We start from the raw sequence: 24,346 nt of genomic DNA, 5'->3' as shown, positions 1-24,346 counted from the left end.
GGGAGGGGAGACGCGCACGAAGCTCGCGCCGGGCTTTAAGGTTCGGGCGCCCTCCGCCTGGGGTCGAAGCCGCCGACGGCCCGCGCCACGCGCAGGACGTCCGCCGCGCCGAAGGGCCTCGGCAGGAAGGCGTGGATGCCGAGGGCGGGGGACTTCACGCCGCGAGGCATACCCTGGCCCCCGCAGAGGTCCACCAGGGCGCCGGCGACGTCGCGCGCCTCGAGGACGTGGAGCCCGTCCCCGTCCCCCGCCAGCAGGATCACCGTCCCCTCCGAGCCGCCGGGGAGGCCTCCGTCCACCACCCGGTACCCCTCGCCGCGCAGAGCCTGCTCGATGGCGGCCCTGAGCCGGGGACACGGCTCCGCGACGACGGCCCGCCGGGCGAGGGCCGCGGGCGCGACCGCCCGCCCCGTCGCGTCGCGCCGCCCGGGGTCGCCCGGCGCCGGGGAGCGGGGCTCTGCGGCGTACGGGGGTCGGGCGAGCCGGCTCAACCGGGGTAGACCCTCTCGCAGTCGTCGGCGACGAGGTCTACGAAGTCGACGCTCGCGACGTCCACCCCGCGGCCGCAGCTCACGAGGTCGCGCTCCCCGTCGCTCGCCTCCAGAAAGTCGTCCCCGGCGCCCGAGGAGAGCTTGTCCGCGCCCGGACCGCCGTACAGCTCGTCCTCCCCCCCGAGGCCCGTGACCCTCTCGTCCCAGTCCGAGCCGCGCAGCACCTCGCCGTCCTCGGAGCCGTACACGCCGGAGACCAGCGCCTGCGCCGCCGTGGGGGCCATCAGCAGGAGACCGGCGGCGACGAGCAGCACCGCCGCCCAGGAGGCACGGCTGTCGCGGGCCGCGAGCTCTCCGGCTCGCGGCGCTCCGGCGGGGTCCCGAGGGACGGCGTGCCTCTCCTGCGTCAAGCTCACGGCGTGCTCCTTGGGCTGAGGGGGTGGGAGGCCAGGAGGGGCGATGCGGCGAGGTGTGGCGCGCTGCTCCATACCTGCAACGATTGTAGGGGGGCGCGTCGCGGCCGTGGTTAAAGCGGCGAAACATCGCATTTAAAGGTTGGTTAAACCGGTCGGGGGCCCCGATCCCCGCCCTTACGCCCCGCTTGCACCGCTATTTAACGATACGTTCACGCGCGTGAAACCAGGGCCGGGGCGGGCTTCCCTACTATGAGCGCCAGTCACCGTGGTCTAGCGTGGGAGGTACCGGGCGTGAAGAAGGGTCCGGACGTGCAGAGGATCAAGCAGGAGAAGCGCGACAGGCGCCCGGAGCCCGCCCCCGCGGGCATGACGCGGCGGCGCTTCTTGACCTTTCTCGGTGCGGGATCGGCGGCCCTAACCGCCGGGAGCGCGGGCGTCCTCACGAGCTGCGGCGCCGAGGGCGGGCAGGAGGGAGGGGCCCGGAACGACTCCGGCGCCCAGGCGCAGGGCCAGGCCGCGAGCGGCGACGCGTCGTTCTTCACGCCCATAGAAGCCAGCGACGCCGACGAGCTGATCCTGCCCGAAGGCTTCCGCTACGACGTCGTGCGCAAGTGGGGCGACGACGTCGCCCCGGGCGCGCCGTACGGCTACAACAACGACTTCGTCGCCTACCTCCCGATAGACGCCCTCGAGGGCGGGGACAACAGCGAGGAGGGTATCCTCTACGTCGGCCACGAGTACCCCGACGCCAAGTGGGTCTCGGATTATCAGGACCCGGAGAGCCAGACCACCAAGACCCCCGCGCAGATCGCCAGGGAGAAGGCCGTGGTCGGCGGCTCGGTCTTCCTGGTGCGCAAGGAGGGGAACTCCTGGGCCTTCGTCGAGGACGAGCGCTATAACCGGCGCATAGACGCGACGACGCCGATGGACGTCACGGGGCCCGCCGCGGGGGCCGAGGAGGTCGGCGGGGCCACCGAGTTTATAGGCACCCTCGCCAACTGCGGCGGCGGGGTGACGCCGTGGAACACCATCCTCACCTGCGAGGAGAACTTCCAAGACTACTACGGCGAGCGCTCCGAGGGCAGCCAGGACGAGGCCGGGGAGAGCGAGGACGACCAGCCCGAAGGGCTCGAGATCGCGGAGACCTACCGCTGGCTCGACGACCCGGCCTCGGCGCAGCCCCCGGAGCACTACGGCTGGGTGGTGGAGGTGGACCCGTTCGACAAGGAGTCCAAGCCCAGAAAGCACACCTGGCTCGGGCGCCTGCGCCACGAGAACGCCGCCATCCGCGTCTCCGAGGGCGGCAGGGTCGTCGTCTACACCGGCCACGACGAAGAAGACCAGTGCATCTACAAGTTCATCTCCTCCGGCACCTACTCGCCGGACGACCGGGAGGCCAACATGGACCTCCTCTCGGACGGGATGCTCTACGTCGCCGACTTCGCCAACGGCCGGTGGGTGGCCCTCGACTTCGAGAACAACCCCCTTTTCCGCGACAACGGCTTCGCGGGCCAGGCCGACGTCCTGGTGCGCGCCCCCGAGGCCGCGGCCCTCGCCGAGGAGGAGGACGGCGACCCCATAGGGACCCCGATGGACCGCTGCGAGGACATAGAGGTAGCGCCCGACGGCACCGTCTACGCCTCCCTCACCAACAACACCGACCACGGCAACTTCTACGGCCAGATCCTGAGGATCGCCGAATCCGGCGGCGACGCGGAGGCGGAGGAGTTCACCTTCGAGGTCTTCGCGACCGGCGGACCCCAGTCCGGCTTCGCGAGCCCCGACAACCTCGCCTTCGACCTCCGGGACAACCTCTGGGTCGTGACCGACATCTCCTCGAGCTCCCTGAACGACGGCATCTACAGGACCTTCAAGAACAACGGGGCCTTCGTGATGCCGGGCGGCGCCGGGGGGGCCAACCGCGACGTCCTCCAGTTCGCGAGCGGGCCCGTGCAGGCCGAGCTGACCGGCCCGTACTTCACCCCCGACGGCAGGACCCTCTTCCTCGCCGTCCAGCACCCCGGCGAGGAGACCGAGAACGTGGACGAGCCGACGAGCGTCTGGCCCGACGGCGACATCCCCGCCCCGCGGTCGTCGCCATCACCGGCTTCGAGTAAGCGGGGGCGTCCCTCCCCCACCCCGCAAGCGCGCCCCCGCTCCCCCCGAGCGGGGGCGCTTAAGCGTTCGGGCGTTCCGTCCGATAATGATGTTAATGCTTACCAAACAGAAACTTGCGGCGATAAACTCGCGCAGCTCCTCGCGCCCCAGGGGGCGAAGCGTGGCGCTGTACGCGGCGCTCGGGGCGGCGGTCGCGGCCGTGGCCGCCGGCCTGCTCGTCTCCTACGCGCTCGGCGCGGCGGTCCTCCTGCTGGGGCTCGCGGTGGCCTTCCTGCTCGGCAGGAGGGGCTCCGGGGCCCCCAGGGTCGAGCTCTTCTACAACCTCGACGCTGAAGCCAAGGCGCGCTTCTCGGAAGTTCAGAAGGCCTGCGAGGCGCTCGCCGGGTCGGAGAAGGTCTGGCGCGTCGACGGCGAGGGGGTCGAGGTCGAGGGGGCCGCGGCCCCGGTGGGCGACAGGCAGCCCGTCTCGATAGGCCAGGCGGAGACGCCCGACTTCTCGGCGAACGTGGAGATCTGGGGGATCGAGGGCGGCGAGACGCGGCTGTTCTTCCTGCCGGAGTGCGTGCTCTCCTACGGCGGGGAGCGGTACGAGCCCGTCTCCTACGACTCCTTCGGCGTGGTCTACAGCCAGTCTCGCCGGGCGGAGGACGGCGAGGTGCCGTCCGACGCGGAGGTGCTCGGGGAGGCGGGCAGCCTCCTAGGGACGAACGGCACCCGGCGGGGCAGACGGGGCTCGGAGCATTCCGTCGTAGCGTACGGGATGCTGGCGATCACCGGGATCTCCGAGGGGGAGACGACGCGCCTCCTGGTCTCGAACAAGGCGAGGGCGGTCCGGTTCGCGCGGCCGTTCGGGTCGGGCAAGGAGGAGGCCCCGAGGGGGGACGCCCGCACCGCCCGGGAGGCCAGGGCGCGGCGCAACGCCGAGGCGGAGGCCGAGAAGAACGAGACCCTGTACAAGGTCCTCGGGGTCGAGCCCGGAGCGTCGCAGGCGGAGGTCCACGCCGCCTACAAAAAGAAGGCGCGGATGTACCACCCCGATCGGGTCGCCTCCCTGGCGCCCGAGGTCCGGGAGATGGCGGAGCTCAGGATGAAGGAGATAAACGCCGCCTACGGCGAGATCAAGCGCAAGAAGAGCACCGGCGCGAGGTAGTGCGGGGCCCCTCCGGGGTGCAGAATGGCCCCGGGAGGGGCCTTTGAGGATCGCGGAGCATCGGAGGAGCGTATTGGCGGAGGAAGGTTTTCGGCTACCCGGCTCGGGCTACGCGGAGCTCGTCAACATCATCGTGGCCTACGGCACGCGCGACGGGGCCTCCAACCCGGGCGACGTCGGCAAGCTCGATCCGGCCCACCAGGCGAGCGCCACCCGCAACAACGCGTTTCTGACCGGCATAGGGGTCTTGAGGGGCGGGGACAAGAAGCTCGTCACGGGCGACGGGCGCGCCCTGGCCCGCGCGCTGTGGCGGGGCACCCCCGAGGAGGCGCGCAGGCAGTGGCGCGAGATCGTCGCGAAGGACGAGTTCCTGCAGAACATCGTCTCCGCCGTAAAGCTGCGCAACGGCATGACGCGCCACGCCCTGCTCGCCTACATCGCCAACGCCGCGCGCGTGCCCCGCAACAAGCCCACGATGTCCGGCGCCGCGGCCGTCGTCGAGATCCTGAAAGCCTCGGGCCTCCTGAGGGAGAACGAAGACCGCCTCGTCGCGAACTTCGGCGAGCCCCCGGTCCCCGACGACGACCTCTCCGAGGAGCCCCGGGGCGAGCCCGACGGGGAGGTGGGCGTCACCATCCCCTCCCCCGGCGGCGAAGCCCCGGCGGAGGTCTCGGGGAGCGTCTCCGTGGACGCCTCGCGCGGGGTCGAGGCGCGGGTGGTTATACAGGTGCAGGTCCGCTGCACCGCCGACGAGGTCGAGGAGCTTGGCCCGAGGCTCAGGAAGCTCCTCGACGACCTCTCCGCTCCGCGGGGGTAGGCCCGTTCTCGATCCGCCCGCCGGGGGCGGCTTGCACGCGGACGCTCAGGTCATAGAATGCGCTGTCCGCCGTACGAGTTCGAGAGTTACAGATTGAGAGGACTTGCCATGCGAGAGAGCGTACCCCAGAGGCTGAGCAGGCTGCCGGAGCTGGCGCGGAACATCCTCTGGACCTGGCGCCCCGGGACGCAAGCGCTCTTCTCGCGCCTCGACCCGGAGCTCTGGGAGAGCACGGAGCACAACCCGGTCCGCCTCCTGCGGGAGACGGAGAACCTCGGGCGCGCGGCCGAGGACCCGGCGACCGTCGCCCTCTACAATCTCGCCGTGCAGGACCTCGACCGCTACCTCGACGGGCAGGGCACCTGGGCGGGGCACGTCTATCCCCGGACGGATGCGCGCGTCGCCTACTTCTCCGCCGAGTTCGGGCTGCACGAGTCGCTGCCGATCTACTCGGGGGGCTTGGGCGTCCTCGCCGGCGACCACGTAAAGAGCGCCTCGGACCTCGGCCTCCCGCTCGTCGGGGTCGGCATCCTCTACGCGCAAGGCTACTTCCGCCAGCGCATAAGCGCCGAGGGGCGCCAGGAGGAGGTCTACGAGCCCTTCGAGCCCGAGAGCCGCCCCATAAGCCCGGCGCTCTCCCCCGACGGGGCCCCGGTGATCGTCGGGATCGCGCTGCCCGGCCGCGAGCTCTCCCTCAAGGTCTGGAAGGTCGAGGTCGGGCGGACCGCCATCTACCTGCTCGACGCCGACCTGCAGGAGAACTCCGAGGAGGACAGGCTCCTCACCGCGCGCCTCTACGGGGGCGGCCAGCGGACCAGGATCTCGCAGGAGATGATCCTGGGGATAGGCGGCGTCAGGGCCCTGCGCGCCCTCGGCCTCCGCCCGAACGTCTACCACATGAACGAGGGCCACGCCGCGTTCCTGGGCCTCGAGAGGGTAAGGGAGCTCGTCGCCGCCGGCGAGACCTTCGAGGCCGCCACCGAGAAGGTCGCCGGGAGCACGGTCTTCACCACGCACACCCCCGTCCCCGCCGGCCACGACGCCTTCGCCCCCGATCTCTTCGACGAGTTCGCCCGCGACTGGCCCGGGGAGCTGGGCACGGACCGCGAGGGGCTCTGGGCCCTGGGCCGGAAGCGGGAGGACTGGGGCGAGGCCTTCAACATGACCGTCCTCGCCTTCAACCTCTCCCGCGGCCGCAACGCCGTCTCCAAGCTCCACCGCGACGTCTCCCTCGACATGTGGAAGTACCTCTTCCCCGAGCGCCCCGACGGCGAGGACCCCATCCTGGCCGTCACCAACGGCGTCCACACCTGGAGCTGGCTCGCCCCCGAGCTGGCCGAGCTCTTCGACCGCCACTGCGGGGGCCGCGCCTGGCGCCGCGAGGTGGAGAACCCCGCCGCCTGGTCGTTTGTCGCGGGCATCCCCTCCGGCGAGCTCTGGCGCGCCCACGAGGGGACGAAGCGGGGGATGGCCCGTTTCGTCAACGCCCGCCTGGAGCTCCAGAAGGAGCGCACCGGCAGGGACGTGCCGCAGGAGATAAACCCCGAGGCCCTCACCATCGGCTTCTCCCGCCGCTTCGCGACCTACAAGCGGGCCACCCTCCTCCTCTCCGACCCGGAACGTCTCCGCGCGATCATCGGGGGCGCCGACCGCCCCGTGCAGTTCGTCTTCGCCGGCAAGGCCCACCCCGCCGACGAGCCCGCCAAGGCGTTCATCGAGGCCCTCTACTGGGCCTCCGAGGAGGACGACCTCGCCGGGAGCCTCGTCATCCTCGAGGACTACGACATGAACGTCACCCGCCACCTCGTGCAGGGGGTGGACGTCTGGCTGAACAACCCACGCCGCCCCCTGGAGGCGAGCGGCACCTCCGGCCAGAAGGCCTCCCTCAACGGCGCCCCCAACTTCAGCGTGCTGGACGGCTGGTGGCCCGAGGCATACAACGGCAGGAACGGCTGGGCCGTAGGCGAGCCCGTGGAGTACGCCTCCGAGGAGGAGGGCGACCGCGTCGACGCCGAGTCTCTCTACTCCACCCTCGAGAACTCCCTAGTCCCGCTGTTCTATGACAGGGACGCCGAGGGAGTCCCCCTCGGCTGGGTCCGGGTGATGAAGGAGGCCATCCAGACGGTCGCCCCGACCTTCTCCACCCAGCGCATGGTCCAGGACTACGTCCACAAGCTCTACGTCCCGCGCGCCAACAGGGCCGGATAACCCCCTCTCCCCAACCTCCGTCCTCGGCGAGCATACCCTGCGTGCTCGCCGGCTCTTGTTATTCAGAAGATCCAGGGGGCTCCGTGATCGGAGCCTCTTTTTCTTTGATCCATCCTCGATCGATTCGCCGGCACGATCCCGGGCGCCCAGCTTGCGCTGCGGGAAGGGGATCTAACCTCTGCCGCCCCCGAGGATCTCGCCCGTCTCCTCTTCCAGCGCCGCCCTCAGGTGCAACGCGACCCAGGTCCTGTACGGGCGCCAGCTCTCGGAGACCCTGCGCAACGCTCCGGGCGCCGGCGGCCCATCCAACCCGTAGGCGAGGGCGACGGCCCTCCCCAACCTCGGCTCGTTCGTCGGCAGGTGGTCCGGCTCGCCCGCCCCGCGCAGCAGGATCAGCTCGGCCGAGAACGGCCCTATGCCGGGCAGCTTCTTCAACTCTTCCAGCGCCTCCTCGACGGGCAGGGAACGCAGCCGCGGGGCGTCGAGCCTGCCCTCGACGGCCGCCTCTCCCAGGCTCCGCAGATACTCCGCCTTCCGGCCGGAGAGCCCGGGGAAGCCGTCCAGCGCCGCGAGCCGCAACGGACCCGGGAAGGCGTACTCACGCTCCCCGCGCACCTCCACGACGGGCCCGAGCTCTCGCGCCATGCCCGCCTTGATCCTGGCGGCCTGCACGATCCGGACCCGGTTCCCGATGATCGCCCACGCCGCCGCCTCGTAGGGCGAGTAGAAGCAGACCGGCCTGAGCCCCGGGTAACGCACCTGCAGCCGCCCGACGACCGGATCCCGCGCCCCGGCCTCCGGGAAACGGCTGCCGTCCACGTCCAACGAGAGGATGCGGGCGACCTGCCTGCGGACTACCCCCGCGTCCGCCCCGCCGTAGACCTCACCGACGACCCTCCCTTCCTCCTCGCGGACGTGCACGCCAGCAGCCTCTTCTCCCCCGTCGGCGACGAAGGCCAGCCGCAGATCGTCGGCACCACCTCCGTCGTAAGCGGCCGGGGCGAACCCTTCGAGGAACCTCGCGCTCGCCGCGAGCGAGTACGGCCCCCGCGGCACGAGCTCGAACGAACCCGTCACGCCCTCCCCCACCCCGGAAGGGTCCACAAGAGCTCCCGCCTCACCCCGAGCTACGTACGCCATGGATCTCCTCTCCTGCTAGAATTATCAGAGTCCTTATATTATATCAGTATCCTTACATCACGAGGGGGATTTTTTGGAGCCGGGGGACACGCTGGGAGGCAGGATCGGGTATCAGATGAAGCGGGCGCAGCACGCGTTGCGGCTCGAGATGGACGACGCGTTGCGGGGGCTGGGGCTTACGACGCCGCAGTACGCGGCGTTGAGCGTGCTGGCGGAGGGGACGGGTCTGTCGGGGGCGGAGGTCGCGCGGCGGTGTTTCGTCACGCCGCAGACGATGAACGGCGTGCTGGTGAAGCTCGAGGGCGCGGGGCTTCTCTCGCGCCGGGCGCATCCCGAGCACGGGCGGGTGTTGCAGGCCTACCCCACGCGGGAGGGGCGGGATCTCCTTCTCCGGGCGCATCAGGCGGTCGTGGGGATCGAGGAGAGGATGCTCTCCGGGATGGAGCGGGGCGAGCGCCTGCGCCTGCTCGAGGCGCTGAAGAGCTGCGCGGACTCGCTGGGCGCCGGGGAGCGGGGCCGGACGGGTGGGGAGGCGTCGTAAGTACTCCCCGGCCCCGGTCAGGTCTTGGCGTCGTCCGTCGAGAGGGAGGTTCGGGGGCCCTCGCGCAGGCCGCGCAGCCACAGGGCGAGGTTCTTCCGGCCGGGCTCCCAGATCAGGAGCAGGGCGAGAACGCCGTAGATCGGGAGGTGCCCCAGAAGCTCGGTGTAGTTGAAGACGGTCAGCGTGAGGTTGACGGGGACGAGGGCGAAGATGACGGTCTCGCGCGGGAAGATGCCGAGCGTGAGGAAGAGCCCCACCATCAGCTCGACGGACCCGGCGCACAGGATAAACACCTCGTCGGGGAGGGGTAGCCCCAGGGCGCCCGTGAAGTTGAGCGGGTAGCGGTCGAGGAAGGTCTGCGCGAGCGGGAGGTTGGCGAACTTCTCGGTGAACGCGACGAAGACGAAGCTCAGGCCCAGGCCGACGCGCAGGGCGGGGACGGCGTACCTCGCGAACCTCTCGGGCGGCTCCAGGCGCGGGAAGAGCAGGCGATCCACCGAGACCGGCCCGCGCCCGGCCAGAAAGAAGAACGCGGCGAAACCCAGAAAGAGGGCGTTGTCCAGCATGGGCTGGAGGCCGAGCAGGGGCACCCCGGCGAGCCACAGGGCGGCCAGCCCGCCCGCGGCTATCCGGGCGAAGCCGCCGTAGAACAGCGACAGCGCGACGCCCGTCTCGAAGAGGCCGAGAAAGTTCGACCAGGGGCTCGGCATGACGTTGTCCGGCGAGAAGAGGTTCCCCTGCACGCCGTTGAACAGCAGCGGGACGGCGACGTGGACCCCGAGGATCGCGGGCAGCAGCCCGTACAGCGTGCTCCGCCCCCCCTCCCCCGCGCCGAACGCCTCGGGGCCGGGCACGAAGCCGCGCCCCCGCCTCCGCCACAGCAGACCGGCCGCGAGCGTGACCAGCACGACGGCGGAGACGAACGCCAGGGGGAGCGGCCGGAAGAAGAGGTCCCAGCGCAAGGGTACTCCGCCGCCTCCTCGAACCACTTCACGTGGGCGTAGGCCACATCCCCCGTCGCCGCCAGCAGCACGGCGGCGAGGATACCGACACCAAACAGGGAGCTTATGCGGCGCATCACGGTACCTCCTTCGGGCTCGCGGCGGGGGACGAGCCCGCCGCTGCTTATGCTCCTATTATCGTTTCGGAGGCCGGAATCGGCGGTGATCGGGGGCACCGCCGGCCCCCTCGGGGCAAGAAAAAGGGCCCCCGTGCGGGGGCCCTGGAGGGTCGAGTGGTTGCGTCTACCTTACTGGGTGGCGGCGACCTTCGTGCGGAAGGTCAGGCCCTCCTCGCCCTCGGCGCGGTCCACGATGATCGTGTCGCCCGGGTCGAACTCGCCGCCGATGATGCGGCTCGAGAGCGGGTTCTCGATGTAGCGCCGGATCGCCCGCGCCAGCGGCCTCGCCCCGAACTTCGGGTCGTAGCCCGTCTCGGCGAGGAAGCCCTTGGCCGCCTCGGTGACCTCGACGGCGACCTTCTGGCTCTCGAGGTGCTTGTTGAGCCGGTTCAGCATCGTGTCGACGATCCTGAGGACGTCCTCGCGGGTCAGCGGCTCGAAGACGATGATCTCGTCTATCCGGTTGAGGAACTCCGGCCGGAAGGACCGCTCGAGGGCATCCATAGCCCGCCGCTGCGTCTCCCCGAAGTCCACGCCGTCATGCGAGGTGAACCCGAACTGCTTTGTCGAGACGAGGTGCTGGCTCCCGACGTTGGAGGTCATGATGATGACCGTGTTCTGGAAGTTCACCGTCCGACCCTGCGAGTCCGTCAGGCGCCCGTCGTCGAGAAGCTGGAGCATCGTGTTGAAGACGTCCGGGTGGGCCTTCTCGATCTCGTCGAACAGGACCACGCTGTACGGCCGCCTACGCACGGCCTCCGTAAGCTGCCCGGCCTCCTCGTACCCGACGTAGCCCGGAGGCGCCCCGACGAGCCTGGAGACGGTGTGCCGCTCCTGGAACTCGCTCATGTCGATCCGGATCATCGCGTCCTCCTCGCCGAAGAGGTACTCGGCGAGCGTTCGGGCGAGCTCGGTCTTACCGACGCCCGTGGGCCCGAGGAAGATGAAGGAGCCGACCGGTCGGTTGGGGTCCTTGATCCCGGCGCGTGCCCTGCGGATCGCCTCGGCGACGGCGCTTACGGCCTTGTCCTGCCCGATGACGCGCTCGTGGAGCACGGCCTCGAGGTTCAGGAGCCGCTCGGCCTCCTCCTGCACGATGTTCGTCGCGGGGACGCCCGTCCACTCCTCTAGGATGCGCGCGATGTCCTCGCGGTCTACCTCGGGGGCGTTCGTCTCGCGGGAGCCGGCCCAGCCCTGCTGCTGCTGGTCGAGCTCCTGCCGGAGCTGCTCTATGCGCTGCTTGAAGCCGGCGGCCTTCTCGTAGTCCTCGCTGCGTACGGCGTCGTCCTTCTCGCGCTCGAGCTGCGAGATCTCCTCCTCGATGCGCCTCACGTCCACCGGCGGCACCGTCGCGCGGAGCCTCACCTCGGCCGCGGCCTCGTCGAGGAGGTCGATGGCCTTGTCCGGCAGGTAGCGGTCGGTGATGTAGCGGTCGGAGAGCTGTGCGGCCGCGATGATCGCGTCGTCCGAGATGTGCACGCGGTGGTGCGCCTCGTAGCGGTCCCTGAGGCCGAAGAGGATCCCGATCGACTCGTCCACGGTCGGCTCGCTCACGAGCACGGGCTGGAACCTGCGCTCGAGCGCGGGGTCCTTCTCGACGTGCTTGCGGTACTCGTCGAGCGTGGTCGCGCCGACGACCTGCAGCTCGCCGCGCGCGAGCGCCGGCTTGAGCATGTTCGAGGCGTTGACCGCGCCGTCCGCACCGCCGGCCCCGACGATCGTGTGCAGCTCGTCGATGAACAGGACGATGTTCTTCTCCTCGTTCTGGAGCTCCCGGATCATCTGGGTCATCCGCTCCTCGAAGTCCCCGCGGAAGCGGGTGCCCGCGACGAGCGAGCCGGTATCGAGCGCGAGGACGCGCTTGCCCTTGAGGCTCTCCGGCACGTCCTCCGAGAGGATGCGCTGCGCGAGGCCCTCGGCGATGGCGGTCTTGCCGACCCCCGGCTCGCCGATCAGGACCGGGTTGTTCTTTGTCCTGCGGCTCAGGATGCGGATGACGCGCCCTATCTCCTCGGCGCGGCCCATCACCGGGTCGAGCTCGCCGTTGCTCGCCGCCTCGGTGAGGTCGCGGGTGACCTGATCCAGGGTCGGCGTCGAGCTCTGCTGGCCGGGCTGTCCTGCGCCCTGGCCGCCGAAGCCGCCGCCGCCACCGCCGAAGTTGCCCCCGCCGAAGCCGCCGCCCTGGCCGCCGAAGCCGCCACCGGCCGGGCCGCCGGCGCCGGGGACCGCGCCGCCGCGCTGCTGGAGGAGCCGCGCGATCTCACGCCTCAGCGCCTCCGCGTCGTTGGCGCCGTTGCGGGCGAGAATCTGGTACGCGTTGCCGTCGCCCTCGCCGAGCAGGCCGAGGAGCAGATGCTCGCTGCCGATCTGGCCGCTCCCCATCTGCCTCGCGGCCTGGAAGGCGAGCTGCAGGGCGTGCTTCGCGCTGGGCGTGAACGTGTAGACGGCGTCGCCCGGGTCCCCGCGCTGCTCGCCGAAGGTGGTCCGCATCCCCTCCACGTTCGCGCCGGCCCGCCCGAGGGCCTCCGTCGCGACGTTGTCGCCGGTCACGATCCCGGCGAGGAGGTGGTCCGTCCCGATGGCGTTCGTCCGAGTCGTCCCGGCCGAGGCCTCGCGCGCCCGCATCACGGCCTCCCGCGCCTCGCCGCTCAGGGCCTCGAAGAAGTTCCCCGGTCCCTGGCCGCTCTGCTGCTGTATGAGGTTCTGGAGCATCTCGAACGGGTTGCCCCCGCCGAGACCGCCGCCCCCGACCATGCCGAGCTCCCGCGCGCACTGCATGCACAAATAAAGGCTGGCCCGCTGGCCACCCTGCTGCTGCGTCACCTGCACGCCCGCCGGTCTGATATTGCAGTTCTCGCAAATCAATGGGTTCAAAGCCTCCCAAACGTATAAAAATCTCCCACGTTTTGTTCCCGTAACCCCGAATGCCCTAACCACGAACATCTAAGTCTGGAACGCTCATATTTTATACCCTCTGTCCGTTAGATCAAGGCGACCGACGTGGACCTCGGGGTGTTGCGGTAACCTGTGGCGTGAGCACGTTCTGGACGATTACGAGCGCGGTTGGAGGTTGCGGAGTGGAAGAGCAGCAGGGGCTTGTAGGGCTCGAGGCGAGATCTTCGGACGGGACCGAGGTCTTGGGCAGGATCTCCGAGGTCATCACCGACGAGGAGACGGGAGAGGTGACGCACGTCCTCGTCGAGCGCGACGGGGAGGAGGGGACGGAGGTCCCGATCTCGGAGATTACGCTCGATCCGGACGCGGACTTCGCTGCCTTCGACGCCGACGCCTCCGACGACGAGCCCGGAGACCACGCCGGCGACGACGTCGAGCCGCAGGGCTACGCGCCGAGCCAGTCCGACGTCGACGACGCCGAGCACGAGGGCCAGTTCGTGACCTCCCCGACCGACGCTCACGAGGCCGCCGACCCCACGCAGGAGGCCTCCACGGAGGCGTCGGAGGCGTCGGGCTACGAGGACGAGGGCTCCACCACCCCGGAGTCCGGCTACCCGCGCAACGACGTGTACATAAACCCGGAGACCGGCGAGGAGGAGACCGACCCCGCCCTCGAAGACAACGAGACCCTGAAGGACGACGTCGAGGACCTCGTCAACGGCACGGAGCTCGACGTTCGCGCCGCGAAAGACGGCGTCGTCGAGCTCACGGGGAGGGCGGCGACGCAGGACGACCTCGACGAATCGGTAGCGGAGATCATGGGCCTCGACGGCGTCCTCGACGTGGATTCGACGGACGTGACCGTCGGGTAGGTAGCGTCGAGCCTGTCAGGCCCCTGGCGGAAAGGCGTCGTGGAGGCGGGTTTCGCTACCCCTCGTCGCCGGCCACCGCGACGTAAGCGCCCAGCCCTATGAGGGCGCAGCCGGTGAAGCGGCGTTGCCGGCGCCTCGAGCGGGCGCTCTCCCTCAATCTCCTGCCCAGCGGACCCGCGAAGTACGCGACGACGAGGTCCGCCGCCGTGTTCAGCGAGACGCTTAGGCAGCCGAGCAGCAGGATCTGGGCGGCGACGTTGCCTTGCGGGTCCACGAATTGCGGCAGGAAGGCGAGGAGGAACAGGGCAGTCTTCGGGTTCAACGCCTCCACCACGACCCCCTGGCGGAAGGCGTCTCCGTGCCGCCGGGCCGGGGCGGCCGGTTCGGGCGCATCCCCGTGGTCGGCGCGGTCCAGCAGCGTGCGGACGCCCAGGTAGACGAGGTAGATGCCGCCCGCTATCTTCACGGCGGTGAACGCCGTGGCCGAGGCCATCAAGACGGCCGACAGGCCGAGGGAGGCCGCGGCGACGTGGACGAGCCCGCCGGCCGAGTTGCCGAGGCTGGAGGCGATCCCCTCGCCGCGTCCGCCCTTCAAGCTGCGCGTAAGCACGTAGAAGATGCCCGGGCCCGGCGTGACGGCGACGACGGACGCGGCGACGAAGAACAGGACGAGGGTAGTGGCGTCGGGCATCAGATCTCCCATCTCGGCGTGCTCGGCTGCTTGCCCATCACATTGTAGGTACGGGGGGCGGGTCGTGCGCGGCCCGGTGAGCCCTCCTCCGCCGGGTGCTAGCCGTGCCGGACCACGGCACGGATCTTCAGCCCGCCGCGGACCTGCTGCGTCAGGTCGACGGTCATCTCCTCGGGGTCGCAGGCGGCGACGAGATCTTCGAGGAGCGTGGCCGCGAGGTCCTCGGCGAAGGCGCCCCTGTCCCGGAAGCCCCAGAGGTAGAGCTTCATCGCCTTGGATTCCAGGAGCTTCAGGCGCGGGCGGTAGCTCAGCTTCAGGTCGTAGAAGTCGGGCTGCCCCGTGACCGGGCAGATCGCCGTGAGCTCGTCCGTCGTGAACTCCACGGTCGCGTCCGCGCCGGGTGGCTCCACGGCACCGTCTCCAGGCTCTCCGCCCTATCGGCCCCCGGGTCTCGCGCCCGAGCAATCCCTTCTCGTCCTGCCGCATCACGGCTCCTTCCGACCTCCGGTGCAACGACCCGACAGATGTTAACCGACGGGTGGGGCGTGCTCGGGAGGCTTACGCGGGGCCCGACCCGGGTAGAGACAGAATCGGGTGACGTACTTTGCCCCCGGGCGGTTGCGGGGGCGCGAGGCGTTATCATGCAGAGGTTTAAGAGAGGGAGACGAGATGAAGCTGGTAATAATCGGCCCGGTCGGCTCGGGCAAGGGGACGCAGGCCCAGGCCATTTCGTGGCGTCTGCACTACAGCCGCCATTCGACGGGGGACCTGATCCGGGACCACGTCGAGGCGGGCTCGCCGCTGGGCAAGCAGATGAAGGACCTGCTAGACCGGGGCGAGCCCGTCCCGGACAACATCATCATGCGCTTGGTGGTGCCCCTGCTCTTCCCGGGTGGCGGCTTCATCCTGGACGGTTGCCCGCTCAACATGACGCAGGCCCGCGCCCTCGACGCGGCCTTCGAGGAGCGCCACGGCGGCCCGAGCCGCGTGCTCATGCTCGACGGCCCCACCGACGACGAGCTCGTCGAGCGCGTCCTCGGCGGACGCCTCGTCAGCAAGACCACCAACTACACCTATCACGAGAAGTACGCCCCGCCGCCGGGCCCCGAGCAGCAGACGGACCCCGGCCCGTTCGTCCGTCTCCCGGACGACAAGGAGGACGTACTGAGGCGGCGCATCGCGGCCTACCGCAAGGAGGCCGACGAACTCAAGGAGCACTACAGCAAGAGGGGTGTCCTCGCCCTGATCGACGCCCGCCAGCCCATCGAGAAGGTGACGGAAGACATCTTCGACGCCATCAACAACCCGCCGCAGCAGACGACGGAGTAGCCCCCGCTCCTACCCCGCCCGCTCGTCGAGCGAGATAAAGAAGATGGAGCTCCAGGGGTAGAAGTACCGCTGGTCCCTCTTCAGCAGGACCACGCCCCTCTCGCCCGCCTCCTCGAGCGTCCCGGCCGAGGAGCCGACGGCGAAGGAGCTGTTCAGGTTGACCGGGTGCCGGAGCTTGACCCCGCGGCCCACCCAGGCCTCCGGCGCCCCGGCTCCCGCCGCTCCTGGGCCGCAGCCTCAACCGATCCGTTCTGCGCGACCTCCTCCTTCTTGCCCCCTCGCGGCCCTTCTTCTTGCCCTTGTCCTTCTTCTCCTTCGCCACGCCTACCCCCGTTCGCTGGTTCGCGCGCATTCTACCCCGGCGCTCGACCACGGAGGGAAGTCGCACGGTGGCCCCGAACGCCTGGCGTTCGGACACGGCCAGTCCGTTCTCTCCCCGGTCGCCGACCCCCACCCCTCAACGCAACGAACGAGGGCCGGGGCCCCGAAGGACCCCGGCCCCGCCGCGATGCTCGCGGAGCGTGAGACGCTACCGGCGGGTAACCCTCTCGCAGTCCTCGAGCTCGTCCACGCCGTCGGCCCTGACCGTGTCGATCCCGGGGCCGCACGCGATGGCGTCCGCGACACCGTCGTTGCCGTCGTCGATGAAGTCGTTGCCCCTGCCGCCGGCCAGCGCGTCGCGGCCGCTGCCCCCGAAGAGGTCGTCCGCGCCGGAGCCTCCGGCGAGCGCGTCGCGGCCCCCGAGGCCCCTCAGGACGTCGTCACCGGGCCCTCCGGCTAGCGCGTCGCGCCCCGAGGTTCCCCTCAGGGTATCGTCGCCGTTCCCGCCCTCCTTCGCCACGGCGAACGCCACGCTCGCCGTGAGGGCAAGCATCGCTCCCACGATCATCAGCAGCAAAACGGTCTTCCTCACGCCCACTCCTTCCTTTCGACCCGGAACGCTTCCCCTCGAACATATCCGAAGAAGCAAGGCTTGCATACAGCTCGCGCGCACCATTCGCGAAACAATTGCCGAAGGCGCTCCGGGGCGCCGGAAGGTCCCTCTACTGCGCCAGGGCGCAGCCGTCCTTGCGCGGGTCGCTGCCGCAGGCGCGCACGCCGTTCTCGAGGACGCGGATAAGCTGGGCGCCGCCGGTCGCGACGGCGTAGTCCGGCCCGACCGCCACGTCGTGGCCGAGCCCCCGCAGGGCCTCGACCTCCTCCCGCGGGAAGCGTCCCTCCAGGAGGAGCACGCCGTCGTTGTGGAAGTGGCGCGGGTGGTCCACGGCCTCCTGGGGGTCCATGCCGTGGTCGACGAGGTTGCCGACGATCCGGGCGTGGCCCTGCGGCTGCATCGGGCCGCCCATGTTGCCGAAGACGGCACAGAGGTCCCCGTCGCGCGTCATCAGGCCCGGGATGATCGTGTGCAGGGGACGCTTACCGGGGGCGAGGGCGTTCGGGTGGCCCTCGTCCAGCCGGAACGAGGTGCCCCTGTTCTGGAGCGCGACGCCGGTCCCCCCGGCGACGACGCCGCTCCCGAAGCCCATGTACAAGCTGTTGATAAACGAGCAGGCGTTGCCCTCCTCGTCCACGGCGCAGAGGTACGCCGTGTCGTCCCCGAGGGCGGGCGAGACGGAGGGGCCGGCGCGGGAGGGGTCGATGCGGGCCCGCAGGCCGGCCGCGTACCCCTCGGAGAGGAGCTCGCCGGTCGGCACCTCGGCGAGAGCGGGGTCGCCGATCTTCTCGTGGAGGTCCCGGAAGGCGAGCTTCTTCGCCTCGACCTCGAGGTGGGCGCGCTCCGCCCCCAACGGGTCGAGGGAGCGCATGTCGAAGCCCTCAAGGACGTTGAGGATCTGGAGCGCCGCTATCCCCTGGCCGGGCGGCGGGATCTCGTACACCCTCGTGCCCCGGTAGTCCGTGGAGATGGGCTCGACCCAGAGAGTCTCGTGGACCGCGAGGTCCGCCTCGGAGAGCAGGCCGCCCGCCTCCCCGACGGAGCGCGCGATGCTGCGGGCGACCTCGCCGCCGTAGAAGGCGTCGGCCCCGCCCTCGATGACCGCGGCGATCGTCCGGGCGAGGTCCGGCTGCCGGAAGATCTCCCCGGTCCTCGGGGCCCGGCCCTCCGGCAGGAAGGCGGACGCCGCGGCCTCGCTCCCGCTCATCAGCCCCTCGCCGGCCTCCCAGTAGCGGGCGACGACCTCGGAGACCGGGAATCCGGACTCGGAGAGCTCGCGCGCCGGCTCGAGCAGCGCCGCGAGCGGCATCCTGCCCAGGCGGTTCGCGGCGTCCTCCCAGAGCCGGACGGCCCCGGGGACGGTGACGGTCGGGCCGCCGCGCACGGGCATCTCGCTCAGCCCGAGGTCGCGGAGCCCCTCGATCGTCGCCGCGCGCGGGGCACCCCCCGCGCCGGACGCGCCGAGGACCCGGCCCGGGCCATCCTTCCGGGCTTCGTAGAAGAGCAGGAAGGCGTCGCCGCCCATCCCGGTGGTCATGGGGGCGAGGACGGCGAGGCACGCGGCCATCGCGACGCACGCGTCGGCGGCGTTCCCCCCAGCGTCGAGGGCCCTTATGCCGGCGAGGGCGGCCCGGGGGTGCTCGCAGGCGACCGCGCCCCGGATGCCGAAGACCGTCGAGCGTCCGCCGCCGTCGGGGCGACGGGTGGTCGGGACGGAGGCGCCTTCTCCTGGGAACACGTTTGTCACCCCTCTTACGGTTTGCAGGCTTGGCGGGTGCCTAGTATAGGGATCGACGGTGGAAGAAACCGAAGGAGGAAAAAGCATGGGTACGGGCAAGGCAATCTACATCGGGGCCACGCTCGCCTCGATCCTGGTCTCGATCTCGTTCTACCGGAGCGGGCGCCAGAACCTGGCGATCTTTGTCGGCCTCTGGGCCCCGACGATCCTGAACCTGGGCCAGACCCTCGTCGACGAGGACTAGACCCGGCCGAACTCGCGGAGAAGCTCCGCGAGCGTGACGCGCTTGACGATCGGGCGGCCGTGGGGGCAGATCTCCCTGAACTCGCAGGCCGCCCACTCTTCGAGGAGCGCCTCCATCTCCGCCCGCGAGAGGTTCTCCCCGAACTTCGTGGAGCCGCGGCAGGCGAGGGCCTTGGCGAGGTCCTCCCCGCCCGCGAGCGCCTCGACCGCGCCGAGCAGGGCCCCCTCCGCATCGCCCATCCCCTCCGGCAGCGCCAGCACGCGCACCGCGCCGGACCCGAACGGCTCGACGGCGAACCCCAGGGCCTCGAGCTCGGCCTCGAAGTTCCACACCTCGGGGGCGAGCTCCGGCGAGAGCCGGACGACGACCGGAGAAGGAAGCTCCTTCGGGGTGCCGCGCAGGGTCCCCTGCAGCTTCTCGTAGAGGATGCGCTCGTGGGCCCCGTGCTGGTCCAGGACGATAAGCTCGTCGCCCTCCTCGGCGACGATGCACCGGCCCGCGAACTGTCCGATCGGGGCGAGGCCCCCGGCCCTCTCCTCCGGCGGGGCGTCCCCTCCCCCCTCGCGCTCCGGGGAGACGGCGGCGCGGATGGCGCCGACGACCAGCGGGTAGGCCGAGCGCCCGCCCCTCAGGCGCACCGCGCTCTTCGCCGGATGCACGTTCACGTCCACCTCGCCGGGGCCGAGATCGAGGCGCAGGAACGCGGCGGGGTGGCGCCCCTTGGGCAGCAGGTCCGCGTAGGCCTTGGAGACCGCCGGAGCGAAGGAGTCCGTGTCCACCACCCGGCCGTTCACCGCGACGTGCAGGTAGCGGCGCGTCGGGAAGCTCACGGAGAGCGGGCTGACCAGCCCCCACACGAGCTCGCCCGGCCCACCGAGCGCGACGAGGCCCCGCGCGAGCGCTAGCCCGTGCACCTGCGCCACCCTCTCCCGCAGATCCGCGGCGGCGGGCAGCGCCAGGAGCCCCCGCCCCTCCGACCGGAGAAAGAAGCCCACCTCAGGACGGCTCACGGCCAGGGCCTCGACGACGGAGGCGACCGCGTTCGCCTCGGCCCTCTCCGTCCCGAGGAAGCCCCGGCGCACCGGCAGGTTCAAGAACAGGTCGCGCGCCTCCACCGTCGTGCCGGCGGGGTGGGAGGCCGAGGAGGAGCTAGCCGGTCCGCCCGCGACCACGCGTACCCGGGTGCCGTGGGGGGCGCCCGGCCGGCCCGTCGTGAGGGTAAGGGAGGAGACGGCGGAGATGGCGTGCAGGGCCTCGCCCCGGAAGCCCAGGGAGGCGACCACGGCGAGGTCCTCGGCCGTTTCGATCTTGCTCGTCGCGTGCCGGGCGACGGCGCGCTCGGCGTCCTCAGGTGTCATCCCCGAGCCGTCGTCGCGGACGCGCAAAAGCCGCGTCCCTCCCCCCTCGATCTCGACCTCCACCCGCGTCGCCCCCGCGTCCAGGGCGTTCTCCACGAGCTCCTTCACCGCCGAGGCCGGACGCTCTATGACCTCGCCCGCGGCGATCCTGTGCGCCACCTCCGGCGGCAGGACGCGGACCTTGCTCGTGGGAGCACCGTAAGGAGCTTCGGCCTCGGAGACGACGCGCGGGAAGAGCTTCAAACGGTCTCCTCGGGCAGCACGTCGAAGCCCTCCTCCAAGGCCGCGCGGCGTAACTGCTTGTCCAAACACACGAACTCTGCGCCGATCGTGTTCCCTTCGCACCAGCGTAGAGCCGCGGCAAGTTGAAGGGCATCAGCGGCTTTCAAAGGGTAGTCGCGCGAGAGCAGGGAGGCGAGCAAGCGTAGGTCTCTGGCAGGTTCGACCTCGATCCAGGTGCCGGCGAGAAGGTCCAGTACCGCTCGCGCCCCCTCTTCACCCTCCGGACTCAACGTACCCTCGCGCCTCAAGCGGCTGATGGCTACGGCGCACTCCGTCCACGTACCCCGCCACGCGACAACGCCGCCGTCGGCTCGCAGCAGGGCCGTTACGGTAGATGAGGGCGTCTCCTGCGAGAGTAGCGGCACCGTCGCCGAGCCATCCCAGAACTTCAAGGAGCGCTAGCGGCCTTCTCTTCGATCCTCCAGAAGGGCCTTTAGCAACAACCCCTCCGGGTCCTTCGGACGGGGCATCGTCCAGAACTCGTCCGGGATCTTGCCGGTGCCCGGCCTGATGTCCTCCGGTTTCCCCGAGCTGGCGAGCTTCTTGATCAACTTTCGGCGCTCTCCGCGCGTCTTCGGCATCTCCATGCATCAATCCTAACACCCGTGGGTAGTCTCCTAACCGGCGAAGTTCTGTACCCCTTCGGCCTCCAGGCGGGTCAGTATCTCTGTGGCGCGGTCGGTGACGCCCTTGGGGAGACCGGCGAGGCGGGCGACGTGGACGCCGTAGGAGGAGGACTCCGCGCCAGGCTCTATGCGGTGGAGGAAGACGATCTCGTCCCCGACCTCCTCGACCGCCGCCTTGTAGTTTTTGCAGCCGGGGAGGAGCTCGGCGAGGCGCGTGAGCTCGTGGTAGTGGGTCGCGAAGAGGGTGAGAGATTGGACGTCGTCGTGGAGAAACTCGGCGATCGCCCAGGCGAGGCTCATCCCGTCGTAGGTCGAGGTGCCGCGCCCTACCTCGTCCAGGATCACGAGGCTCCGCTCCGTCGCCGAGTTGAGGATGCTCGCGGCCTCCGTCATCTCGACCATGAACGTCGACTCCCCGCTCGCGAGCCGGTCCTCGGCCCCTACTCTCGTAAAGATCCTGTCGACCACCCCCAGCGTCGCCTCGTCGGCGGGGACGTAGGAGCCGACCTGGGCCAGGAGGGCGATGATCGCGACCTGCCTGAGGTAGACGGACTTTCCGGCCATGTTGGGGCCGGTGATGATCTGGAGCCGCGAGTCCCCGTCTATCTCGGAGTCGTTGGGGACGAACGGCGTCTCGAGGCCGTGCTCTACGACGGGATGGCGCCCGTCGACGACGCGCAGGCCCCGCTCGCGGGTGAGGGTCGGGCGGCAGTACCGGAGCTCGGAGGCGCTCGACGCGAAGGAGGCGACGACGTCGACGACGGCGACGGCCCTGGCCACGCGCTGGAGCCCGGGGGCGGCCTCCTTGACGGCCGACCGGACCTCCGCGAGGATCGCCTTCTCCAACCGCTCGACCTCGTCGCGCGCCCCGAGCATCCTGGATTCGTGCTCCTTGAGCTCGGTGGTGACGTAGCGGGCGTTGTTCTTGAGAGCCTTGCGGTGCTGGTAGTGCTCCGGGACCGACCCGGCCTCCCTCCCCGCGATCTCTATAAAGTAGCCCTCGCCGTCGCGGTAGCCGACCTTCAAGCTCTTCAGGCCGGTCTTGAGGCGCTCGTCGGCCTCAAAGCGTGTCAGCCAGTCGTGGGCGCCGTCGCGGAACTCGCGGGCCTCGTCGAGCCCTTGGGAGTAGCCGGCGCGGATGATCTCGCCCTCCTCCTCGGAGATCGCGGCCGTAATGAGCTCCCTCACCCCCGGCGGCTCCTCCATCGCCCCGAGCACCCGCGCCAGCAGCCCGCCCTCCCCCGCGGCGGGCCCGAGCGTCTCCTTCAGGGGGCCGATGGCGTCGAGGGCGCCCCTCAGGGAGAGCAGATCGTTCGGGGAGGCGGAGAGGCGCACTATCCTGGTCGCGATCCGCTCGACGTCGGGGATGCGCGAGAGGCTCTCGCGGGCCTCTTCGCGGAGCATATAGTCGGCCGCCAGGGCGTCGACGGCCTCCAGGCGCTGCTCGATGCGCTCGACCTCCAACAGGGGTCGCTCGATCCAGCGCCTCAACGCCCGCTGCCCCATCGGTGTCCTGGTCCGGTCTATCGCCCCTATAAGCTCCTCCAGCCCGAGGTTGCGCCTCGTCGCGGCGTCGAGGACCATCGACGATCCGGGCGAGTAGGGCCTGAAGGTCACGATCTGCTCGGGCGGGCTCCCGCCGCGTAAAGACGCGAGGTACTGCAACAGCGCCCCCGCCGCCCCGACGAGCGCGGGCCTGCCGTCGAGGCCGTACCCCTTCAGGCTCGAGACTCCGAAGTGGCGCTTCACGGCCTGCTCGCCGGCGGAGGGCTCGAAGGTCCACCGCGGGGCCGGGCTGAAGGTCGCCCGGATCTTGGGCAGGTCCTCGGCGGCGGTCCGCTCGGGGACGACCATCTCGCGCGGGGACCACCGCTCGAGCTCGGCGGCGAGCTCCTCCTCGGGGACCTCCGTCCCCGTGAACTCGCCCGTCGAGGCCTCCACGACGGCGAGGCCCGCGGTCCCGTCGCGCACCAGGACCGCCGCGAGGTAGTTGGACTCCCCGGCGGGGAGGACGTTGTCCTCGATCACCGTGCCGGGGGTCAGGATGCGGGTGACCTCGCGCGTGAACTGCTTGGGCTTCGTCGGGTGCTGGCGCTGCTCGGCGACCGCGACGGAGTGACCCTTGCGGATGAGGGTCGCGAGGTGCTCCTGGAGGGCGTGGGCGGGGACGCCCGCGAGCGGGACGCGGCCCCCGGCGTAGCCCGACGCCTCGCGGCTCGTGAGGCGGATGGAGAGGGCCTGAGAGATCTTCTTGGCGTCCTCCTCGAACGTCTCGAAGAACGTGCCGACCTGGTAGAAGAGGATCGTTCCGGGCGGCAACTGGGCCTTGAGTTCCGCGTGGCGTCCGAGCATACGGGTATTCTACGGCCCGATCCCCGACCCGTCAGCCCCGAAACATCCGGCGTCGCCGTGCGTAGACGCGGGTGCAACGTCGGGTCCGGCACACAGAGTGGCTTGCGGCCGGGAGGTGGCTGGTGTTCAAGATCGGGGACTTCTCGCAGCTCGGCCAGGTGTCGGTGCGGACGCTGCACCACTACGACGAGCGTGGGCTCTTGAAGCCCGCCAGGATCGACGACTGGACCGGCTACCGCTTCTACTCCGTCGAGCAGCTGCCGCGCCTCAACCGCATCCTGGCCCTGAAGGACCTGGGCTTCTCGCTCGACCAGATCTCGCAGGTTCTCGCCGACGAAGTGCCCGCCGAGAAGCTGCGCGGGATGCTCATGCTCAAGCAGGCCGAGATCGAGCGCCAGCTCACGGAGGGACGGACGCGCCTGATGCGGGTCGAGGCGCGCCTGAAGCAGATCGAGCGGGAAGGCCGTCCGTCACCCTACGAGGTCGTGCTGAAGAAGACCGCGCCCCGGACGGTGGCTTCTACCCGCGCGACGGTGCCGACGCTCGACGACATGCCGGCCTGCCGCTGCGACCTCTACGACGAGCTCTACGACGGGCTGGAGCGGCTCCGCATCCAGCCGAAGGACCCGGAGTACGCCCTCTACCATGCCGTCGAGTACCTCGACCGGGACATAGACATGGAGGCGGCCGTGGCCGTGGACACATCCCCCGAAACGCCCCCCGGCGCGGACGGGCTGACCTTCCGCGAGTTGCCCGCCGTCCCGGAGATGGCGAGCGTCGTGCACCGGGGCAGCGCGTGGGAGATCCCGCAGGCGGTCACCGCGCTCTTCTCCTGGGTCGGGGCCAACGGCTACGCGCCGGCCGGGCCGTACCGCGAGCTGCACCTCTACGGGCGCGAGAACGAACTCTTCCGCGCCGACCCCTCCAACGTCGGCTCGGTCCTCGTCGAGATCCAGCTGCCGGTCCAGGGGATCTAGGGAGCGAGACCCCGGCCCCAGACACCGAACGCGGCGCCCTAGAAAGC

General features: G+C 70.5%; 23 protein-coding genes. 9 read left to right on the top strand and 14 right to left on the bottom strand.

The window, feature by feature from the left end:
• Positions 1–35: 35 nt before the first annotated feature.
• Positions 36–491 carry a hypothetical protein gene (locus GBA65_RS01115; RefSeq protein WP_166395012.1) on the bottom strand — a complete coding sequence of 152 codons (456 nt, stop codon included), beginning with the start codon at positions 489–491 and terminating at the stop codon, positions 36–38.
• On the bottom strand, positions 488–907 hold the full coding sequence (locus GBA65_RS01110) for a calcium-binding protein (RefSeq protein ID WP_166395011.1): 420 nt from the start codon (positions 905–907) through the stop codon (positions 488–490). Before GBA65_RS01110 ends, GBA65_RS01115 begins: the two co-directional genes overlap by 4 nt.
• 291 nt (positions 908–1,198) lie before the next feature.
• Between GBA65_RS01110 and GBA65_RS01105 the strand changes: the two genes are divergently transcribed.
• From GBA65_RS01105 to glgP, 4 genes are all read left to right on the top strand, one after another.
• Complete coding sequence (locus GBA65_RS01105) at positions 1,199–3,358, top strand: PhoX family protein (protein WP_207956034.1); 2,160 nt, start codon at positions 1,199–1,201, stop codon at positions 3,356–3,358.
• 427 nt (positions 3,359–3,785) lie between these two features.
• The gene (locus tag GBA65_RS23845; RefSeq protein WP_228282033.1) at positions 3,786–4,175 is read left to right on the top strand and encodes a J domain-containing protein; all 390 of its coding nucleotides are present in this window, start codon (positions 3,786–3,788) and stop codon (positions 4,173–4,175) included.
• A gap of 73 nt (positions 4,176–4,248) precedes the next feature.
• The gene (locus GBA65_RS01095; protein WP_166395009.1) at positions 4,249–4,992 is read left to right on the top strand and encodes a hypothetical protein; all 744 of its coding nucleotides are present in this window, start codon (positions 4,249–4,251) and stop codon (positions 4,990–4,992) included.
• 108 nt (positions 4,993–5,100) lie between these two features.
• Positions 5,101–7,200 carry an alpha-glucan family phosphorylase gene (glgP, locus tag GBA65_RS01090; RefSeq protein ID WP_166395008.1) on the top strand — a complete coding sequence of 700 codons (2,100 nt, stop codon included), beginning with the start codon at positions 5,101–5,103 and terminating at the stop codon, positions 7,198–7,200.
• 171 nt (positions 7,201–7,371) lie between these two features.
• Here glgP and GBA65_RS01085 read toward each other — a convergent pair whose 3' ends face one another.
• Complete coding sequence (locus GBA65_RS01085; RefSeq protein WP_207956032.1) at positions 7,372–8,340, bottom strand: DNA-3-methyladenine glycosylase family protein; 969 nt, start codon at positions 8,338–8,340, stop codon at positions 7,372–7,374.
• A gap of 73 nt (positions 8,341–8,413) precedes the next feature.
• Between GBA65_RS01085 and GBA65_RS01080 the strand changes: the two genes are divergently transcribed.
• Positions 8,414–8,881, top strand: a complete 468-nt coding sequence (locus GBA65_RS01080; protein ID WP_166395007.1) for a MarR family winged helix-turn-helix transcriptional regulator — start codon at positions 8,414–8,416, stop codon at positions 8,879–8,881.
• 17 nt (positions 8,882–8,898) lie between these two features.
• Here GBA65_RS01080 and GBA65_RS01075 read toward each other — a convergent pair whose 3' ends face one another.
• Entirely contained in the window at positions 8,899–9,843 is a 945-nt protein-coding gene (locus GBA65_RS01075) for a DoxX protein (RefSeq protein ID WP_166395006.1), read from the bottom strand.
• Between the two features lie 287 nt (positions 9,844–10,130).
• Positions 10,131–12,713 (bottom strand): ATP-dependent Clp protease ATP-binding subunit, encoded by a 2,583-nt coding sequence (locus GBA65_RS01070; protein ID WP_166398263.1) that lies wholly within the window; start codon positions 12,711–12,713, stop codon positions 10,131–10,133.
• Positions 12,714–13,078: 365 nt separating this feature from the next.
• Between GBA65_RS01070 and GBA65_RS01065 the strand changes: the two genes are divergently transcribed.
• Positions 13,079–13,768: a PRC-barrel domain-containing protein gene (locus tag GBA65_RS01065; RefSeq protein ID WP_166395005.1), complete on the top strand. Its 690-nt coding sequence runs from the start codon at positions 13,079–13,081 to the stop codon at positions 13,766–13,768.
• Positions 13,769–13,823: 55 nt separating this feature from the next.
• Here GBA65_RS01065 and GBA65_RS01060 read toward each other — a convergent pair whose 3' ends face one another.
• A complete protein-coding gene (locus GBA65_RS01060; RefSeq protein ID WP_207956031.1) occupies positions 13,824–14,471 on the bottom strand; it encodes a LysE family translocator in 648 nt (215 codons plus the stop codon).
• Between the two features lie 86 nt (positions 14,472–14,557).
• Positions 14,558–14,869, bottom strand: coding sequence for a preQ(1) synthase (queF, locus tag GBA65_RS01055; RefSeq protein ID WP_166395004.1), 312 nt, complete (start codon positions 14,867–14,869; stop codon positions 14,558–14,560).
• Between the two features lie 259 nt (positions 14,870–15,128).
• On the opposite strand from queF, the gene GBA65_RS01050 reads away from it, so the two are divergent.
• On the top strand, positions 15,129–15,788 hold the full coding sequence (locus GBA65_RS01050; protein ID WP_166395003.1) for an adenylate kinase family protein: 660 nt from the start codon (positions 15,129–15,131) through the stop codon (positions 15,786–15,788).
• A 9-nt stretch (positions 15,789–15,797) separates the two neighbouring features.
• Here the strand turns inward: GBA65_RS01050 and GBA65_RS01045 are convergent, their stop codons facing one another.
• The 3 genes from GBA65_RS01045 to ggt form a co-directional block, all read right to left on the bottom strand.
• Positions 15,798–15,980 carry a hypothetical protein gene (locus GBA65_RS01045; protein WP_166395002.1) on the bottom strand — a complete coding sequence of 61 codons (183 nt, stop codon included), beginning with the start codon at positions 15,978–15,980 and terminating at the stop codon, positions 15,798–15,800.
• Between the two features lie 337 nt (positions 15,981–16,317).
• A complete protein-coding gene (locus GBA65_RS01040) occupies positions 16,318–16,701 on the bottom strand; it encodes a calcium-binding protein (RefSeq protein WP_166395001.1) in 384 nt (127 codons plus the stop codon).
• A gap of 130 nt (positions 16,702–16,831) precedes the next feature.
• Complete coding sequence (gene ggt / locus GBA65_RS01035; RefSeq protein WP_166395000.1) at positions 16,832–18,460, bottom strand: gamma-glutamyltransferase; 1,629 nt, start codon at positions 18,458–18,460, stop codon at positions 16,832–16,834.
• An 85-nt stretch (positions 18,461–18,545) separates the two neighbouring features.
• Here ggt and GBA65_RS01030 point away from each other — a divergent pair, with 85 nt between their 5' ends.
• A complete protein-coding gene (locus GBA65_RS01030; RefSeq protein ID WP_166394999.1) occupies positions 18,546–18,704 on the top strand; it encodes a hypothetical protein in 159 nt (52 codons plus the stop codon).
• On the opposite strand, the gene mutL is transcribed toward GBA65_RS01030, so the two are convergent.
• The 4 genes from mutL to mutS form a co-directional block, all read right to left on the bottom strand.
• Positions 18,701–20,305: a DNA mismatch repair endonuclease MutL gene (mutL, locus tag GBA65_RS01025; RefSeq protein WP_166394998.1), complete on the bottom strand. Its 1,605-nt coding sequence runs from the start codon at positions 20,303–20,305 to the stop codon at positions 18,701–18,703. The two genes, GBA65_RS01030 and mutL, sit on opposite strands and share 4 nt — an antisense overlap.
• The gene (locus tag GBA65_RS01020; protein ID WP_166394997.1) at positions 20,302–20,736 is read right to left on the bottom strand and encodes a type II toxin-antitoxin system VapC family toxin; all 435 of its coding nucleotides are present in this window, start codon (positions 20,734–20,736) and stop codon (positions 20,302–20,304) included. Before GBA65_RS01020 ends, mutL begins: the two co-directional genes overlap by 4 nt.
• A 6-nt stretch (positions 20,737–20,742) precedes the next feature.
• Positions 20,743–20,895 (bottom strand): hypothetical protein, encoded by a 153-nt coding sequence (locus GBA65_RS01015; protein ID WP_166394996.1) that lies wholly within the window; start codon positions 20,893–20,895, stop codon positions 20,743–20,745.
• Between the two features lie 66 nt (positions 20,896–20,961).
• Positions 20,962–23,322 (bottom strand): DNA mismatch repair protein MutS, encoded by a 2,361-nt coding sequence (gene mutS, locus GBA65_RS01010; RefSeq protein WP_166394995.1) that lies wholly within the window; start codon positions 23,320–23,322, stop codon positions 20,962–20,964.
• A gap of 122 nt (positions 23,323–23,444) precedes the next feature.
• Here mutS and GBA65_RS01005 point away from each other — a divergent pair, with 122 nt between their 5' ends.
• Complete coding sequence (locus tag GBA65_RS01005) at positions 23,445–24,299, top strand: MerR family transcriptional regulator (protein WP_166394994.1); 855 nt, start codon at positions 23,445–23,447, stop codon at positions 24,297–24,299.
• The last annotated feature ends 47 nt before the right edge of the window (positions 24,300–24,346 follow it).

This window comes from Rubrobacter marinus, assembly GCF_011492965.1.
GTDB lineage: Bacteria > Actinomycetota > Rubrobacteria > Rubrobacterales > Rubrobacteraceae > Rubrobacter_F > Rubrobacter_F marinus.
Note: the sequence above shows the minus strand (reverse complement) of the source record. Positions and strands in the feature narration are given on the sequence as shown.

Coding starts and splice junctions, on each gene's coding strand:
- GBA65_RS23845 (WP_228282033.1), top strand. CDS start 3,786: ATGCTGGCGATCACCGGGATCTCCGAGGGGGAGACGACGCGCCTCCTG.
- glgP (WP_166395008.1), top strand. CDS start 5,101: ATGCGAGAGAGCGTACCCCAGAGGCTGAGCAGGCTGCCGGAGCTGGCG.
- GBA65_RS01085 (WP_207956032.1), bottom strand. CDS start 8,340: ATGGCGTACGTAGCTCGGGGTGAGGCGGGAGCTCTTGTGGACCCTTCC.
- GBA65_RS01070 (WP_166398263.1), bottom strand. CDS start 12,713: ATGCTCCAGAACCTCATACAGCAGCAGAGCGGCCAGGGACCGGGGAAC.
- GBA65_RS01060 (WP_207956031.1), bottom strand. CDS start 14,471: ATGGGAGATCTGATGCCCGACGCCACTACCCTCGTCCTGTTCTTCGTC.
- GBA65_RS01050 (WP_166395003.1), top strand. CDS start 15,129: ATGAAGCTGGTAATAATCGGCCCGGTCGGCTCGGGCAAGGGGACGCAG.
- GBA65_RS01030 (WP_166394999.1), top strand. CDS start 18,546: ATGGGTACGGGCAAGGCAATCTACATCGGGGCCACGCTCGCCTCGATC.
- mutS (WP_166394995.1), bottom strand. CDS start 23,322: ATGCTCGGACGCCACGCGGAACTCAAGGCCCAGTTGCCGCCCGGAACG.